The sequence below is a fragment of the Shewanella sp. SR1 genome (genome assembly GCF_020447145.1).
GTDB classification, from domain to species: domain Bacteria; phylum Pseudomonadota; class Gammaproteobacteria; order Enterobacterales; family Shewanellaceae; genus Shewanella; species Shewanella baltica.
On record NZ_JAJAEF010000028.1, the window covers coordinates 45511 to 62282 of the forward strand.

Sequence of the window (16772 nt, forward strand, 5' to 3'; positions counted from 1 at the left end):
CATCCTTCGCTCGTTATTCTCCAGAAAGTTCTAAATTGCTTGTCCTTTCAGACCAACAACCAGAACCATCTGGAATTAATTCTACTACTTCGACATTTTGTGAAGTCACTTTAGAAATGCGTCCATTAAACAGGCCTAAATACTCACCCGTTCCCATCCGATACACACTGCCGTCATTTGTTTCAACTAACGCCCAAGTCGTATCAGCTTCACTTAAGGTGCCGCGCATTTTTAAATTATCTAAAGGATAAGTTTCTAACCGCCCTTTTCGACGCTTTAAATCCGGTTGTAAACAATCTTTGCTGGTATCGACAACCTCTTCCGTTAATTCACGCGAAGGAGGTACAAAAGGGCTACGCATTAACTCAGCTTGATAGGCGAAGTGCTCAAATCTCGGCGGCTCTTTCAAGGGCGGGATATGAGCAACATGTTGCGCTTTGGTTGTAGTAACAAATAGCTCTAAATCACTGCGATCGCCAACGCAACCCGTTAAAAAAATACACATAACCACTAGAGGTAAGAATTTCATTATTTCTTGCCCTTCTTAGCAGGCTTTTCAGGCGGTAATTCAGCCCCTTCTTTAAAGCGATAGGTCTTGGCTAAAATGTCCATTGCTAAGTTGCCTGCATCATCGCGCTTAATCGTAAAATCATGAAGGCTGACAATACGCGGCAGTTTTGCGACACCACTCACCATATTACCTAGTTGATGATAATCGCCCGTCACGGACATTTTGATGGGGAACTCAATATAGAAATCCCGCTGAATTTCCGGCTCCCAATCTAAGCTCTTTATTCGAAGTCCTGCATCGGTCGCTACGAAGGTTAAATCGTCTAGCAAACCAGGCATTTCATTCTCAGAGGGTAGCATCTTCAGTAACTCGGCAAATTGCACTTCCATCGTTGCTAACTGCTCACGATAGAGTTTTAAATTTGCTGCAAGTTGATACTTATTTTTAAAGTCATCTCTAAGTTGTACTTCCTTATCTTGCTCTGCTGTATAGGTATCGACCGAATCTGAAACGACCAAAAAATAACCCGCAGCAAAAACACAAAGTGCTAATAGGATCGCAAAAAAGGTTTTAACTTGGTTGGGCCAGCCACCAATATTTTCAAAATCGATATCATTGAATTGACTTAGATCGAGTTTCATTTACTCGCTCCTTTTGTCATTTTCTCAGGCTCACCCACATTCGCGCCTTTAATCGTGACCCTTAAACTGAATCGCTGTAATTGCCGTAATTCTTCATTTTGGGTCACGATCGATTGCATATTCGGATCGGTTAGCCATTCAGAGGTTTTTACCTTACGCATCATATTGGCAACGTTATTATTTGATTCGCTACGCCCTTCTATCAGCAACAAACTGCCCTTTTTCTCTAAGCTAGAAAGGTATATTCCAGGGGGCACTATTCGCACTAGCTCATCTAACACATGAGTAGGTAAATTACGGGATTGTTGTAAATTCAGAATAATTTCGGTGCGACGCTCAATGTCTTTCTTACGCTCGGTAATTTTCTTAATCTCAGCTATTTGTGTTTCAAGTAAGCTAATTTCCGACTGCAAATAGGCATTGCGCGCTTTTTGCTCGTCGGTCATCACGCCCAACAAAGATACAGCCACATAGACTAAGATCGCTGACGCTAAAAAAACTGCAGCTAAGATACTTATATAATCGCGCTTTTGTTTTTCTCTCGCCTCTTCTCGCCAAGGGAGTAGGTTTATGTTCGCCATTGACCGTAACTCCTCAACGCTAAGCCACAAGCAATCATATATTTGCTGATTGTAGGTTGCAGCGCACTTTTAACCGACTCATCGGCATGCAAACACCCTTGAAAAGGATCAGCGATGATAGTGTGAACACCCAATTCATTCGTCAGTAAATTAACCATACCTTCTAATTTAGATGTCCCACCACATAATACGAGATAGTCGACTTTATCTTTACCGCTCGAAGTACAATAGATTTGCAGCGTACGTTTTATTTGTTGTAATAGCTGAGTTTGGAAAGGTGATAAGACTTCAAACATATAATTTCGTGGTAGGTCGCCTTCAATCTTTGCTTTCTCTGCTTGATCGTAGGACATGCCATAGAAAGATAATATTGACTGAGTAAATTGCTCACCACCGAAGGCTTGCTCGCGAATAAAGGTCGTCTCACCCGCTTCAACAACAGAGAAAGTGGTCATATTCGCGCCGATATCGACCATAGCGATGGCCTTATGTTTCGCGCCTTCTGGCAGCTGTGCCAGAATCAATTCGGCGGCGCGACCTAAAGCGTAACCTTCAACATCCACCACTCTAGCCTCAAGCTCAACACTATCGAGCGCATCGACTCTGACATCAATATTGTCGGTACGGCATGCGCTCAACAACACATCTACCTTGGTAGGATCTGTACTATTTACGCTGAGGGTTTCAAAATCTATGCTGACTTCATCGAGTGAATACGGAATAAGGTTGTCGGCTTCAATTTCTATCTGCGCCTCCATTTCTTCCTCGCTCAGTGAGGCGTCCATGTAGATCACTTTGGTCATGACAGCAGAGCCTGAAACACACACCGCCGCATATCTAACCGATTTAGGTAAAGTACGTTTTATTTGCCTAAGGCATTCGACAACGGCATCAGCATCACGAATATCATGATCGTTAACGGCCCCCTTTTTAATGGGTACCGCCGCATGACTCAATATCTTGTATCCATCAGCAGTCTTGCTCAACAAAATGGCCTTAACTTCATGGGAACCGATGTCAATTCCCACCATCTGCGGAGCCTGACGCTTCCATAAATTTGAAAGCATATCCATTGTCACTTTTTTATTTATATTTCAGTAAAAGAGATTAGCACAAAATCAACTTGTTATACTTACTTGTATAGAATGTTTCATCATTTTACAAACGCTATTTTAGGCTTCTCACGTTTTTACTTCACCAAGAGGTGTACGCCTTATATACTGTCGCACTTAACGGAACATTAGGATAAATTTTGGTGAAGTGGTTAAAACGTATTGTTATAGCACTATTCAGTCTAGCCCTTTTGGGAGTAGGCGCCATTGTGGCAGCATACTTTTATGTTTTGCCGGATTTGCCGGATGTTTCAACACTAAAAAATGTGCAACTTCAAACACCTTTACGCATCTACAGCAGTGACGGCAAACTTATTTCACAATTTGGTGAGAAACGTCGCATTCCATTGAAGTTAGACGAAGTACCAAAACCCCTACTTCAGGCGTTTATCGCAACTGAAGATGCGCGTTTTTACGAGCATGGCGGTATAGATCCCGTTGGCGTACTTCGCGCCGCATTAGTGATGTTGACCACAGGTGAGAAAAAGCAAGGTGCCAGTACCATTACCATGCAGGTTGCGCGTAACTTCTTCTTAACCCGCGATAAAACGATTATTCGTAAAGTGAAGGAGATTTTTATCTCCTATCACATTGAAGAATTACTCACCAAAGACGAGATTTTAGAACTCTATGTGAACCGCATTTACTTAGGCCAACGCGCCTATGGTGTCGGTGCCGCTGCACAAGTTTATTTCGGTAAAGATGTAAAAGATCTTACGCTCTCAGAAATGAGCATGATCGCAGGCTTACCTAAAGCGCCTTCGACACTCAACCCTGTAACCTCACCTTCTCGTGCCGTCGCTCGCCGTAATCTCGTCCTCATGCGGATGAATGAAGTAGGTTACATCAGCCAAGCCGAATACCAAGCCGCACTACAAGAACCGCTGGTCGCTAAATACCACGGCGCCGAAATTGATCTCTATGCGCCGTATATTTCTGAAATGGCACGAGATTATATGGTGCAAAAGTACGGCGAAGAAGAAGCTTATACCAATGGCTACAACGTCTACACAACCATTTCATCGGATATACAGCTGAAAGCTCAGCAAGCATTACGTAATAACGTTTATGCCTATGATGAGCGTCATGGCTACCGTGGTCCTGCCGCCGTTCTGTGGACAGATGAAAAACCAGATCAAGCCCAAATCAAAGCTGAACTCGCCAAGGTGGCTTCGATTCAAGAACTGCACCCCGCAGCAGTCATCAGCGTGGCAGATCAACAAGCCAGTGTCATGACCGCCAAAGGCGAGACAAAAGTCATTACTTGGGATGGTTTGAAGTGGGCGCGTAAATTTATTACCGATAAGCGTCAAGGCAGTGTACCTAAATCAGCTTCTGACATGCTCAAGGTTGGTGAGCGTATTTGGATCCGTGATAACGGCCAATATTTGCAGTTATCGCAAGTACCAGAAGTTGCCAGCGCGACTGTGTCACTCGACCCACAAAATGGTGCGATTCGTTCTTTAGTCGGCGGATATAGCTTTAGCCAAAGCCAATACAACCGCGTCACTCAAGCAAAACGCCAATTAGGTTCGAACATCAAACCTTTCATCTATGCTGGCGCATTAGAGAAAGGCTTTACCTTAGCGACCCTCATCAACAATGCACCGATCAATAAACCCGATATCAGCCAAGGCACCGCATGGCGCCCTAAAAACTCGCCTGATATCTATGGCGGCCCAACCCGTTTACGTGTGGGCTTAGCGCAATCAATCAACGTGATGTCTGTGCGTGCAATGCGCCATGTCGGACTTGATGCCACCATTGCTGAATTGATAAAATTTGGTTTCGACCCTAATGACTTACCGCGTAACGAGTCGATTGCATTAGGTTCGTCTTCAGTAACGCCATTACAAGTGGTCACGGCATTTAACGTGTTTGCTAACGGTGGTTTCTTACTCGAACCTTTCTATATCGATCGCGTCGAAGATGCCTACGGTAATGTGATTGAAAAAGCGAATCCAACATTGGCCTGTAAGCCTAGCCAAAGTCTTAGCCAACCAGTTACACCGAGCGATCCTATAGCGTTCAGTGTTAGTGGAGACTCTAGTGCTGAACCGAGTGCACCTGTTGCCCAGTGTTTCGAGCAAACGGGTCGCTTTGCGCCACAGATCATTTCAGAGCAAACTGCATTCCTCATCACCGAGGCGTTAAAGAGCGTGATCTGGGGTGGCGGTGATTGGAGTCACGGCACTGGTTGGCAAGGTACGGCTTGGCGTGCAGCAAGATTGATTAAACGCCATGATATTGCGGGTAAAACAGGTACAACCAACGAATCTCGCGATACGTGGTTCAGTGGATTTAGCCCTGTGCTCACCAGTACGTTCTGGGTCGGTTTCGACGATCACGGTCGACAACTGGGCAGAACCGCATGGAATGCCAGCGCAGAGAAAGATCAGATAACCGGCGCCGAAGCTGGCGCGAAAACGGCAGGTCCGGGTTGGAACGAGTTTATGAACAGTGTCTTACAAGGCACACCTGAAACCACATCGATTCCACCAGAAGGTATTGTCTCGGTACGGATCGATTTAGCAACGGGTAAACTTACGCGCAAAACCGACTATACCAGCGCGTTCGAATACTTCATCTCGGGCACTGAGCCGAAGGAATACATCAGCGAAACTCAGGATGAGAACAACATCTTCATCGATGCGCCAACTGACGATCTATTCCAATAAACAACGCATAGAAAGTCATTGCCCATACGGATAATGACCCAATAAAAAACGCGACTTAAAGTCGCGTTTTTTATTGGCTTGTTGATTTGAACAACTTGCCTTAGCGGGCTTTTTTAGCCGCGATCGCCTGCTGAATTTGCGGCAGAGCAGTACCACCAAGCACATCGCGTTTCGCTAAACAGGCTTCAATGGTGAGGTTAGGATAAACGTCATCTTCAATGATGGCGGCAAAGGTTTTTAACTCGGCCAAGGAGAATTCCTCCAGCGGAATTTGCTTCGCTATCGCGGCAACCACCACTTCACCCACAACGTGGTGCGCCTCACGGAAAGGCATACCCTTAGAAACTAGATAATCAGCTAACTCAGTAGAGTTGGCATAACCTTGCTGCGCAGCTAACAGCGCATTAGGACGATTAACTTTCAAACCCGATAACACTAACGCCGCCATATCGAGGCAAATTGCCCAGCTATCAACTACGTCAAACAGGCCTTCTTTATCTTCCTGCATATCTTTGTTATACGCCAAAGGCAGCGCTTTCATGGTGGTGAGAATACCCACTAAACTGCCATAAACCCGACCCGTTTTACCACGGATAAGCTCTAATGCATCAGGATTTTTCTTCTGTGGCATCAGGGATGAACCCGAGGTCACTTCATCACTCAGAGAGATAAAGTTGGCTTCGCCCGAGTTAAAGAAAATCAAATCTTCGGCCATACGGCTTAAATGCATCATGCTGATCGATGCTGTAGAACAAAGCTCTACTACGTGATCTCTGTCTGACACACTGTCTAAACTATTGAGCGTCGGTGCGGCAAAATTCAGCGCGGCAGCCAGTGCATGTCGATCCATTTTATAGGCTGTGCCAGCAAGGGCACCTGAACCTAATGGACAGGTATTAGCACGGGTTAACGCATCGGCTAAACGGCTGATATCACGCTCATACATTTCCACATACGCTAAACACCAGTGACCAAATGTCACAGGTTGTGCGCGTTGTAAGTGAGTGTAACCAGGCATTACCGCATCAAATTCACGTTCAGCCAACGCCAGCAATTCAGCATGTAAGCTTTGAAGGCGCGCCAGTAATATAGCCCCTTCGGATTGACACCAAAGCTTTAAATCGGTGGCGACTTGATCGTTACGGCTCCGGCCGGTGTGCAATTTCTTACCGAGATCGCCCACTTTGGCAATCAAGGCCGACTCAACGAAACTGTGAATATCTTCAGCGCCCGAAGCGAGAATAATCGCTGGATCGCCATTCACTTCCACCAGCAAGTCATTGAGCGCTTTTTTCAAGTCGCTGCATTCAGTGGCCGTGATAATACCCACACTAGCAATCGCATCAGCCCAAGCGATAGAACCGACCACATCCTGTTCGAACAGGCGATAATCCACGGGTAGCGAATCGTTGAATAATTTGAATAGCGCGCTCGTTTCGCCCTGAAATCTTCCACCCCATAAAGCCATGCTAACTCCCCTTACTCACTGCTGATTTGAAATCGACTCATCTGAATCAAAAAACTTGATCAAAACCTAGAAACAAAAAAGGGCGCTAGGCGCCCTTTTAAACGACCTATTACTTAGACTTAACGTCATTAGCGTTGAGGGCGCGGATGCGGCTCGCTAATGAGTACAGGCGGATAAAGCCTTCTGCATGTTTTTGATCGTACACTTGATCTTCACCAAAGGTGGCAAACGCTTCGGAGTACAAGCTGTTAGGTGAACGTTTCTTCACTGCCGTTGCTTGGCCTTTGTAGAGTTTAACCACGACTTCACCGTTAACTGATTCTGCCAGTGACTCAGATGCTGCCAGCAGTGACTTACAAAGTGGCGTGAACCAACGGCCGTCATACACTAAATGCGCCATTTGTGCGGCAACTTGCTCACGCCAGTTACGGCTGGTTTTGTCGAGTACAAGTTCTTCAATCGCACGCAGCGCAGCGAACATCACGGTGCCGCCGGGTGTTTCGTAACAGCCACGAGACTTCATGCCCACTAAACGGTTTTCTGTGATGTCGATACGACCCACACCGTGTGGCGCAGCAATCGCGTTCAATGTCATCAGTGCAGCATAAGGCGTTAGCGCTTCACCATTCACTTTCGTGATACGGCCATGTTCTACTTCTAGCGACACATATTCAGGCTTGTTCGGTGCATCTTCAGGATCGGCGGTCAGAGTCCACACACCTTTGCTTGGCTCGTTCCATGGATCTTCTAACTCACCACCTTCATGGGAAATATGGAAAGCATTAGCATCACGGCTATAGATTTTAGTCGCTGACGCTGACGTCTTAATGTCACGTTCGGCTAAATAGGCCAGTAGATCTTCACGGCTCTGCATGGTCCATTCACGCCATGGTGCAATCACTTTTAAATCAGGCGCTAATGCAGCGAAACAACCTTCGAAACGCACTTGGTCGTTACCTTTACCGGTACAACCGTGGCACAGAGCATCGGCGCCCACTTTACGGGCCACTTCAACCTGTGCTTTGGCAATGATAGGACGCGCCATTGACGTACCGAGTAAATAAGTGCCTTCGTAAATCGCCCCGCTCGCAATCGTTGGGTAGATATATTCTTTAACGAATTCTTCTTTCAGGTCGACGATATGACATTCAGACGCACCCGAAGCTAAGGCTTTTTCAGTCAAGCCAACCAGCTCTTCTTCGCCTTGGCCAACGTCGGCGCAGAATGCGATGATTTCACAGTTATCGTAGTTTTCTTTTAACCAAGGAATAATGGCCGAGGTATCTAGACCACCTGAATAGGCTAAAACCACTTTTTTCACGCCAGTATTTTTTATCTCGATAGACATCTTAAATTCCTATGACTCGTTTCTCACCTAGGAGAAAACAGGCTGCTAAACAGGGTTAATTTAACTAAATAAGGTTACCAGTACCGCATTTTGGGCATGCATCCGATTTTCGGCTTGTTGCAGAATTAAGGAGCCTGCACCGTCCATCACTTCATCTGTTACTTCTACACCACGGTGGGCGGGCAAACAATGCATAAAGAAGTTAGCGCCCGCTTTCATCATCAAGGCTTTGTTTACTTGGTATGGCGCAAACTTCGCTTTGATATCCGCCAGCGGCGTTGGATCGCCCATTGAAATCCAAGTATCGGTATAAATCGCATCGTGACCTTCAATCGCATCGATATCTGAAGTCAGTACCAGCTTACCGCCATATCGCTTAGCAAGCTCTTGCACTTCTGCCACTACGTAGCCATCAGGAAAGTGACCCGCTGGGCAGATCACTGTCATGGTAGCACCGAGAATAGCCGCACAGTACATCAGCGAGTTAGTGACATTATTACCATCACCAACATAAGCTAATTTGGCTTTGCTGACATCCTCAAACTGCTCGGCCAGTGTTAAAAAGTCGGCTAATGCTTGGCAAGGATGATAAAGATCCGACAAGGCATTAATCACGGGCACTGTGCCACACTCGGCTAATTGCTCAATGGTGGTGTGCGAATAGGTTCTCGCCACAATCGCATCGGCCCAGCAAGACAGGTTAGCAGCAAAGTCAGCAACCGATTCCCGTTGACCTAGCGCACCATTTTGTTGGTCTAGGTATAAACAGTGGCCACCAAGCTTATTAATACCAATATCAAAGCTAACGCGTGTTCTGAGCGAGGGCTTTTCAAATAACATCACCACACTCTTGCCATCCAGCGCGTGGCGGTACTCAGCCGGATTGGCTTTGATCGTTTTTGCCAAGGCAATCAGATCGAGTAACTGCTGCTGGGTTAACTCTTTTATCGATAGTAAATGCTTCATAACCTACTCCACTTATGGTTGGATTTGTGTTCCTACGGCTTCACCTTTTGCTAATGCGATTAATTGGCTTGCATCACGCCACGAGGCAACTTGAACCGCCTGCCCCATCCACTGTGCAACTTCGAGCGCAGCTTCAACTTTGACCTTCATTCCCTTTTCGATAACACCTTGTTTAACAAGGTCTGCAATCTGCTTGCCATTTAAACTGTGAATGAGCTGGCCTTTACCATCGAGTACACCAGACACATCCGACAGCAGCACTAACTTGCCGCCCACTAATTTGGCTAAGGCCGTCGCAGCTTGGTCAGCATTGACGTTAAGCATTTGGCCATCGTCCATCATGGCGATAGAGCTACAAATCGGCATCCAACCTTGGGCGAGGATAAACTTAAGATAAGCGCCATCTTTTGGTGTCACTTCACCCACTAGGCCTAAACGTTCATCTTTAATCTTTGCCGATACAGTATTGCCATCGGCGAGGCTCATGCCCACACTCACAATCCCTGCTTTAGTCGCTGCGCCTTGGAGGATCTTGTTCGAAGTGCCCGCAAGTGCGCCGGCAATAATCGGCATTTGCTCAGGAGGAGTCACCCGTAAACCTTCTAACTTGACGGTTTCCATGCCGTTTGCCGCTAACTGTTCATCCACTAAACAGCCGCCGCCATGCACCATCAACACTTGCTGACCATTGGCTAACATAGCCGCAGCCGTATCCATTAACCGCGCCATCCCCATTTCACACTGCAGCAGCGCGCCGCCCACTTTAAGAACTAATACTGAGTTGTTTGTAGACATCTTGACGACTCTCTTAAATAAGGATGAACAATTAAAGGTTAAAATGAATCTTTATGCATTGCAGCGCTTGGCTGGCAGCACCTTTCATCAAATTATCGATTGCACTGGCGACCACTAAGTAACCGCTATTCTCATCAAACTTCCAACCTAAGTGGCAGTTAGGTGTCAGCACCACATCGTCCACTTTCGGGAACTGATTGTGCTTCACGGTGACCAATGGCGCCTGGTCATACACGCTATAGGCCGCTGCCACATCGGCAGTCGTAGTGCCTGGTTTTAGCTGCACGGTAATAGTCGCTAAAATGCCACGCTTAAAGTTGCCAAGGTGCGGGGTAAATATCACTTCTTGACCAAGCTGAGTGGCGATCTCGGGTTGATGTCTGTGGCCTAATACGCCGTAAGGTGTCAGGCTCACTTCACAAAAACTGGTGTGTAACTGCGCCTTACGGCCCGCACCCGTTACGCCGCTTACGGCATTGATCACCGGATAAGCCGATGTCAGTAAACTCGCCAGCGGTTTTAACGCTGTAAGTGATGCGGTTGGATAACAACCTGGCACTGCAATCATCTTAGTTGCCGCAATTTCTTTAGCATTCCATTCAGCAAGTCCGTACACAGCTTTGGCTAAAACTTCAGGATATTCATGCTCAAAGCCATACCACTTAGGATATTGCGCCACATCGCTAAAACGATAAGCACCGCTTAAATCGAATACCGCTAACCCTTGACTATAAAACCAAGCGGCTAAATGTAAGCTCACTGAATGCTCAGTCGCTAATACCACGGCATCGGCTTCGGCAACGATTTTTGCCTTAGCGTCTTCGGACAATGGCGACAGCGTTAATGCGATATGGCTATAGCTAGGGTACAAATCCGCTAAAGGCTTACCTTTATCTAAACTGTTTTCAGAAACATACAAACCCTGAATCGTCAGTTCTGCTTCTGCATAGATTAAAGCGGTCAGTTGTGCGCCTGTGTAACCACTGGCACCAATAATGGCGATATTTTTCATGTGTTGTTGTCTTATTAACCGAATCAAAGAAACTTAAAGAATAGATGAATAGCGTACACGCAACTGCGCATATCTATGATGACAAGATTATCGTCGCAGGAAATCGTAATTGGTTGTTATTTTATTCACTGTCAGGTTAATGCTCTGAATCATGATATTTACTCTACAGGTCACAGGGGGTGACTCATCTCAACTGCAGGCTAGACTACCACAAAGATCTACTTATGCAATATATGTGAATATATATTTTTAATTTATTTTTATATTTCTTACTGAAATGCAGATCTCGCCCGCCTATCATCCGTTCAGCTAACTCGTTAATAACTCAGTTATCTAGGGTTAATTTGCGCCAAAATCAGTCCTTTTTATTAACAGCTAAGATACATGCCTGCAAAACCTAAAATGATGCACTTCATATTCACTTACGCTAATCATCACAAAATATTGCGTAGCTTCGCATTTATATTGAATATTCCTCAACGATCATTGCGATTAGTTGCATATTAGATAAGCCAGTCGTATAAGTTATAAGTTCTTCTGTTGACCATTGCCCCAAGTGATAGGTATTGTGCTAACGGGCTAAATGCAATGCGGAATTTTCATGTTTTTCTATTCGGAGTAACTATGGTTGTAACCAAGGCAGACAATATGACCGATATGTATGCGTCATTAAGATCGAACGTGAGTATGTTAGGACAAATCCTCGGTGACACTATGCGCACCCACCTCGGGGACTCTTTTCTCGAGAAGGTTGAACAGATCCGTAAACTTGCTAAAGATTCACGCCGGGGCGATCAAGCCGCTAGAGAGCAAATGCTCGAGTTACTTACCGCCCTGCCAGACGAAGAATTAGTTCCGTTTGCAAAGGCATTTAACCAGTTCCTCAACTTAGCTAATTTATCTGAACAATTTCATACCATTAGCCGCAACTGTGACGAACTCGTCTGCGTGCCAGATCCCGTGGAACAACTCCTAGGCCGCATGTTAAATGGCCGTGTAGACCAAACGAAAATGCTCGACTGCCTTAAGACACTGGATATCGATCTAGTGCTGACAGCGCATCCCACTGAAATTTCCCGTCGCACCTTGATCCAAAAGTACGCCGCCATTGTCGACTGCTTAACTGAGCAAGAAAACGACCAATTATCGGATAGAGAGCGTCAGCAAATCAGTCTGCGCCTGCGCCAATTGATCGCGCAAATCTGGCACACCAATGAGATCCGCCGTGAGCGCCCAACACCTGTTGATGAAGCACGCTGGGGATTATCGACCATTGAAGAGTCACTCTGGCATGCGGTGCCAGACTTCTTAAGACAGCTTAACGACCAAGTGCAGCAACGCACGGGTCAACAATTACCGATTGATATCGCGCCAGTGCGTTTTTCAAGCTGGATGGGCGGCGATCGCGACGGCAACCCCTTTGTTACCGCGAAGGTCACCCAAGAGGTGCTCGATCGCAACCGCCATGCCGCCGCCAGATTATTCTTAAAAGACATAGTCCTGCTGGTTGGCGAGCTGTCGATGGAAGAAGCCAATGATGAGTTAAAGGCTTACACCAACAACAGCTGCGAGCCATACCGCCACGTGTTGCGATCTATTCGTCAAAGACTGCGTGATACCATAGATTATTTAAATGCGCGCATCGAAGGCCACAATCCTGAAGTCGATAAGTCGAGCCTGATTTGGCAAGAAAGCGATCTCAAAGCGCCGTTAGAAATGCTTTATAAGAGTTTGACCGACTGCGGTATGCGCTTAATAGCCAACGGTCTATTACTTGATATTCTCCGTCGTCTCGCCTGTTTTGGCATTCACATGCTCAGACTCGACATTCGCCAAGACGCCAGTCGTCACAGCGATGTGCTCGCCGAATTAACTCGCTATCTCGGCATGGGTGATTTCAACCATTGGGATGAAACCGAGAAACAAGCCTTCCTATTACGCGAACTCAGCAACCGTCGTCCACTGATCCCAAGTAACTGGCAGCCGTCAGCCGATGTGGCCGAAGTGCTTAATACTTGTCGTTTGATCGCAAAACATCCGGCTAAGGCACTCGGATCCTATGTGATTTCGATGGCGGGTAAGCCATCGGATGTCTTAACGGTTTTACTGTTACTCAAAGAAACGGGCTGTTCGCACCCAATGCGCGTGGTGCCGCTATTTGAAACCTTAAGCGACTTAAACAACGCCGCAGCCTGTATTACCGATTTACTCGACATCGACTGGTATCGTGGTTATACCAAGGGCATGCAAGAAGTGATGATTGGCTACTCTGACTCAGCTAAAGATGCCGGCGTAATGGCGGCAGCTTGGGCTCAGTATCACGCTCAAGAGCAGTTAGTGGCGGTCTGTAAACAAGCGGGCGTCAAGCTCACACTATTCCATGGCCGTGGCGGCAGCATTGGTCGCGGCGGCGGTCCAGCACACAAAGCGATTCTATCCCAACCTCCGGGGTCGGTAGATGGCCGTATTCGTGTCACTGAGCAGGGCGAAATGATCCGCTTCAAGTTTGGCTTGCCAAAACTCGCGGTTCAAAGCTTAGCCTTGTATACCTCTGCCGTATTGGAAGCGACCCTACTACCACCGCCAGAACCTAAACAAGAATGGCGCGATTGCATGCAACGTATCGCTGAAGAATCCGTGGGTGCATACCGTGGCATAGTGCGTGATGAACCTGATTTTGTGGCTTATTTCCGTGCGGCAACGCCAGAAGTGGAATTAGGCAAACTGCCACTCGGCAGCCGCCCAGCTAAACGTCGTGTCGATGGAGGGATTGAAAGCCTACGGGCAATTCCGTGGATTTTTGCTTGGTCGCAAAACCGTTTGATGTTACCTGCATGGCTTGGCGCCGGTGAAGCGCTACAAGCCGCCTGTGAACGCGGTGAAATGGGCTTATTACAAGAGATGGAGCGGGAATGGCCTTTCTTCAGCACTCGCATTTCAATGCTAGAAATGGTCTACGCCAAGGCGGAACCTAATTTAGCCCGCTACTACGAAACCTGTTTAGTACCGAAAGACTTGCATCACTTAGGCGAAACCTTGCGTCAACGCTTAGATCTGGGCATTAAAGTCGTGCTTGAACTGACAAAATCAGATAGCTTAATGGCCCATACGCCGTGGAATCGCGAGTCAGTAAAACTGCGAAATCCGTATATCGATCCATTAAACTTCTTACAAACCGAGCTATTAGCGCGGACACGTAAGGAAACAACAGAAACTCCCGCGTCTGAACATGTGCAGCTAGCGCTAATGTTGACTATTGCAGGTGTGGCAGCGGGAATGAGAAACACTGGTTAATGAAAACACTTTCCCGCACGATTTGCTTGGGACTGACTGTACTGCTTGGCGGCTGCGTCTCGCAGTACAGTATCAGCGAGCACGAAATGGAGCAGTACCTCAGTAAAGAGATCCATTTTGAGGTTAAACAAGGCAATCAATTAGTTGGCGCAGAAGTGCGCATTAACGACATCAGTGTCAGGCTAGGTGCAAAACCTGACACTATGAGCGTAAGTGCTGCAACTCAAGTATCAATTAAGAATCCAATCTTTCCATTGAGTGCCAAACTCACGACGACTTTTGAGGCCAAGCCTTGGTATGACAGCGCAACGCACAGTGTCTATCTGCGCCAGCTCGAATTAGTCAAAGTGGAGTCAACACCAAAAGATATTGAAAAGGCGATTAGCAGTGCCACGCCGCAGGTGATGGGTTATCTAAGACAATTCTTAGAAAACCAGCCTGTATATGTGCTTGATACTAAGGACAGTAACCAAGCACTGATGGCGAAGATGACTGAAAGTATTCAAGTCGCCCCTGGCAAATTAGTGCTTAAATTCACGAAATAACCGATTATTTTGTGGATCATCCGCCATAAAAAATGCTCCCTCGGGAGCATTTTTGTTAATACGTTTAAACAGGCGTAAACCAATAAATCTTTAAGCTTGTATAATCTTCAAGCTTGTATAAAAAGTTACTTGCTGAATCGCCCAATAGACTGATAATCGACAATCACAGCTTCAGCTAAAAGCTCACGTCTTAGCATATCGTAAGCCACAGCGGCACTTAAACTACGCACCAGATCCCGCGAACGTCGTGGCAGTTTAATCATCTGGCTATAAACACCGCCGCGAGTTGCTAAGGCAATCGCCACAGTGCCCACAGGCTTCTCGTCTGTGCCACCATCGGGTCCCGCAATACCACTGGTTGCCAGCGCATAGTCACTGTCCAATATTTGCCTTGCCCCCTTTGCCATTTCTTCCACAGTCGCAATGGAGACAGCGCCATGATCATCTAAGGTTGAAGGATTAACACCTAACACGCGAACTTTAGATTCATTACTGTAAGTCACTAATCCGTGCTGTAAGTAAGATGAACTACCAGGGAAATCAACTAACTGACTGGTGATCATGCCGCCAGTGCAGGATTCTGCAACACTTAAGGTCAAGCCGGAGTTGAGTAACTTATAATGAATTTCTTCGGCAAGAGTGGCTTTGTCTTCCGCAACGACCGCTGTACCCAGCACCATTTTGATGTGCCCTGCGACGCGAGGTAATACCGCAATCGCCTTCTCGCCACGGGCAAAAATCTTAATCTCAATATGCGGCATAGAAGAACGGTAACCAATAGTAATGCCTTCTGGCAGCTCTAATGGCTCTAACTTATCCGCCAACGCCGACTCACCTTGGCCTATCGTTAATAATTTCTTTAATGCAACCTTGGAATCAAGATTAAACTCATCGCGAATAAAAGGCACAAACTGCTCTGTAACCATGTGTTTAAGCTCAAAAGGCACGCCCGGTGTAAAGAATAACCACGCGCGGTTAAGCTTAACTCTAAAGCCACAGGCGGTTCCCACAGGGTTATCAACCATCACAGCTGAGGCTGGCAGCATAGCTTGCTTGAGATTACTTAAAGGCATTTCACGGTTATTACGGGTAAACCAGTCTTCTAAACGCTCACGCCACTCCGTATTCTCAACCAATGGTTCGCCCTTAGCCTTCGCCATCGCTAAAGCTGACATATCATCACTCGTCGGCCCGAGACCACCATTAACCAAAATAACATCGGCATGTAAGCTACGTTCTTGGAAAACTGCAATCAAATCCTCGAGGCGATCGCCGACAGTCACTCGACGCTGGATCTCGACACCATGCTCCATCATAGTACTGGCAAACCAAGCGGCGTTGGTATCAACAATCTGCCCCGCCAACACTTCTTCCCCAGTACAAATCATCTCTAACTTCATCTCAGATCCTTATCTACCCCAACAAATTAAAACATAAGGTAAGTAACCGCTTAACTAATAGCAATAGCTAGGCGCGATCTAGAACTCAGATCGCTGTAGCGAAATCGAAGCATTGTCAGAATAACTGCTGAAATAAAACCTAAGCGGCACGGATTATTAATGTCGTGGAGCGTGAAAGAAGGTAATTGTAGAGAGAAAATTGAAGAGAAACTAATAAATTGAGGACAAACTAGGCTGAATTTCGCAAATTGCAGACGCAAAAAAGCCAGCTTATTCAGCTGGCTTCGTTACATCTCAATGAGATAATTATGCGCTTGGCGATGACCTACTTTCTTTTATCCCCGAAGGGGATACATGGGGGCGAGTCATCATTGCCTAAAATGCGCAGCATTTTGATGATGTGTCGCGCGGAGCAATGTAT

Annotated in this window: 13 protein-coding genes; 3 read left to right on the plus strand and 10 right to left on the minus strand. The window is 46.6% G+C overall.

Annotated features, from left to right (window positions below; translation table 11 throughout):
- Positions 1-13: 13 nt before the first annotated feature.
- Genes KV201_RS19385 through KV201_RS19400 form a run of 4 tightly spaced genes read right to left on the minus strand, consistent with a single transcriptional unit; the run spans position 14 to position 2800 of the window.
- Positions 14-529, minus strand: a complete 516-nt coding sequence (locus KV201_RS19385) for a pilus assembly protein PilP (RefSeq protein WP_226060261.1) — start codon at positions 527-529, stop codon at positions 14-16.
- On the minus strand, positions 529-1152 hold the full coding sequence (locus KV201_RS19390) for a type 4a pilus biogenesis protein PilO (protein WP_226060262.1): 624 nt from the start codon (positions 1150-1152) through the stop codon (positions 529-531). Before KV201_RS19390 ends, KV201_RS19385 begins: the two co-directional genes overlap by 1 nt.
- On the minus strand, positions 1149-1733 hold the full coding sequence (locus KV201_RS19395) for a PilN domain-containing protein (RefSeq protein WP_226060263.1): 585 nt from the start codon (positions 1731-1733) through the stop codon (positions 1149-1151). Before KV201_RS19395 ends, KV201_RS19390 begins: the two co-directional genes overlap by 4 nt.
- Positions 1721-2800: a pilus assembly protein PilM gene (locus tag KV201_RS19400; protein ID WP_226060265.1), complete on the minus strand. Its 1080-nt coding sequence runs from the start codon at positions 2798-2800 to the stop codon at positions 1721-1723. The genes KV201_RS19395 and KV201_RS19400 overlap by 13 nt, the downstream gene beginning before the upstream one ends.
- Before the next feature lie 188 nt (positions 2801-2988).
- On the opposite strand from KV201_RS19400, the gene KV201_RS19405 reads away from it, so the two are divergent.
- Positions 2989-5523: a penicillin-binding protein 1A gene (locus KV201_RS19405; RefSeq protein WP_226060266.1), complete on the plus strand. Its 2535-nt coding sequence runs from the start codon at positions 2989-2991 to the stop codon at positions 5521-5523.
- Positions 5524-5623: 100 nt separating this feature from the next.
- Here KV201_RS19405 and argH read toward each other — a convergent pair whose 3' ends face one another.
- The 5 genes from argH to argC form a co-directional block, all read right to left on the minus strand.
- Positions 5624-6991, minus strand: a complete 1368-nt coding sequence (argH, locus tag KV201_RS19410; RefSeq protein ID WP_226060268.1) for an argininosuccinate lyase — start codon at positions 6989-6991, stop codon at positions 5624-5626.
- A 109-nt stretch (positions 6992-7100) separates the two neighbouring features.
- On the minus strand, positions 7101-8339 hold the full coding sequence (locus tag KV201_RS19415) for an argininosuccinate synthase (protein WP_006083550.1): 1239 nt from the start codon (positions 8337-8339) through the stop codon (positions 7101-7103).
- Positions 8340-8399: 60 nt separating this feature from the next.
- Entirely contained in the window at positions 8400-9305 is a 906-nt protein-coding gene (locus KV201_RS19420) for an ornithine carbamoyltransferase (RefSeq protein ID WP_012197753.1), read from the minus strand.
- 12 nt (positions 9306-9317) lie between these two features.
- Positions 9318-10100 (minus strand): acetylglutamate kinase, encoded by a 783-nt coding sequence (argB, locus tag KV201_RS19425; RefSeq protein ID WP_011848138.1) that lies wholly within the window; start codon positions 10098-10100, stop codon positions 9318-9320.
- A gap of 31 nt (positions 10101-10131) precedes the next feature.
- Entirely contained in the window at positions 10132-11112 is a 981-nt protein-coding gene (gene argC, locus KV201_RS19430) for an N-acetyl-gamma-glutamyl-phosphate reductase (RefSeq protein WP_226060269.1), read from the minus strand.
- A 624-nt stretch (positions 11113-11736) separates the two neighbouring features.
- On the opposite strand from argC, the gene ppc reads away from it, so the two are divergent.
- Positions 11737-14406 carry a phosphoenolpyruvate carboxylase gene (gene ppc, locus KV201_RS19435; protein WP_006084518.1) on the plus strand — a complete coding sequence of 890 codons (2670 nt, stop codon included), beginning with the start codon at positions 11737-11739 and terminating at the stop codon, positions 14404-14406.
- Positions 14406-14951, plus strand: coding sequence for a DUF1439 domain-containing protein (locus KV201_RS19440; protein WP_226060270.1), 546 nt, complete (start codon positions 14406-14408; stop codon positions 14949-14951). The genes ppc and KV201_RS19440 overlap by 1 nt, the downstream gene beginning before the upstream one ends.
- Before the next feature lie 125 nt (positions 14952-15076).
- Here KV201_RS19440 and KV201_RS19445 read toward each other — a convergent pair whose 3' ends face one another.
- Positions 15077-16351 (minus strand): CinA family nicotinamide mononucleotide deamidase-related protein, encoded by a 1275-nt coding sequence (locus KV201_RS19445; protein WP_226060271.1) that lies wholly within the window; start codon positions 16349-16351, stop codon positions 15077-15079.
- Positions 16352-16772: the final 421 nt, after the last annotated feature.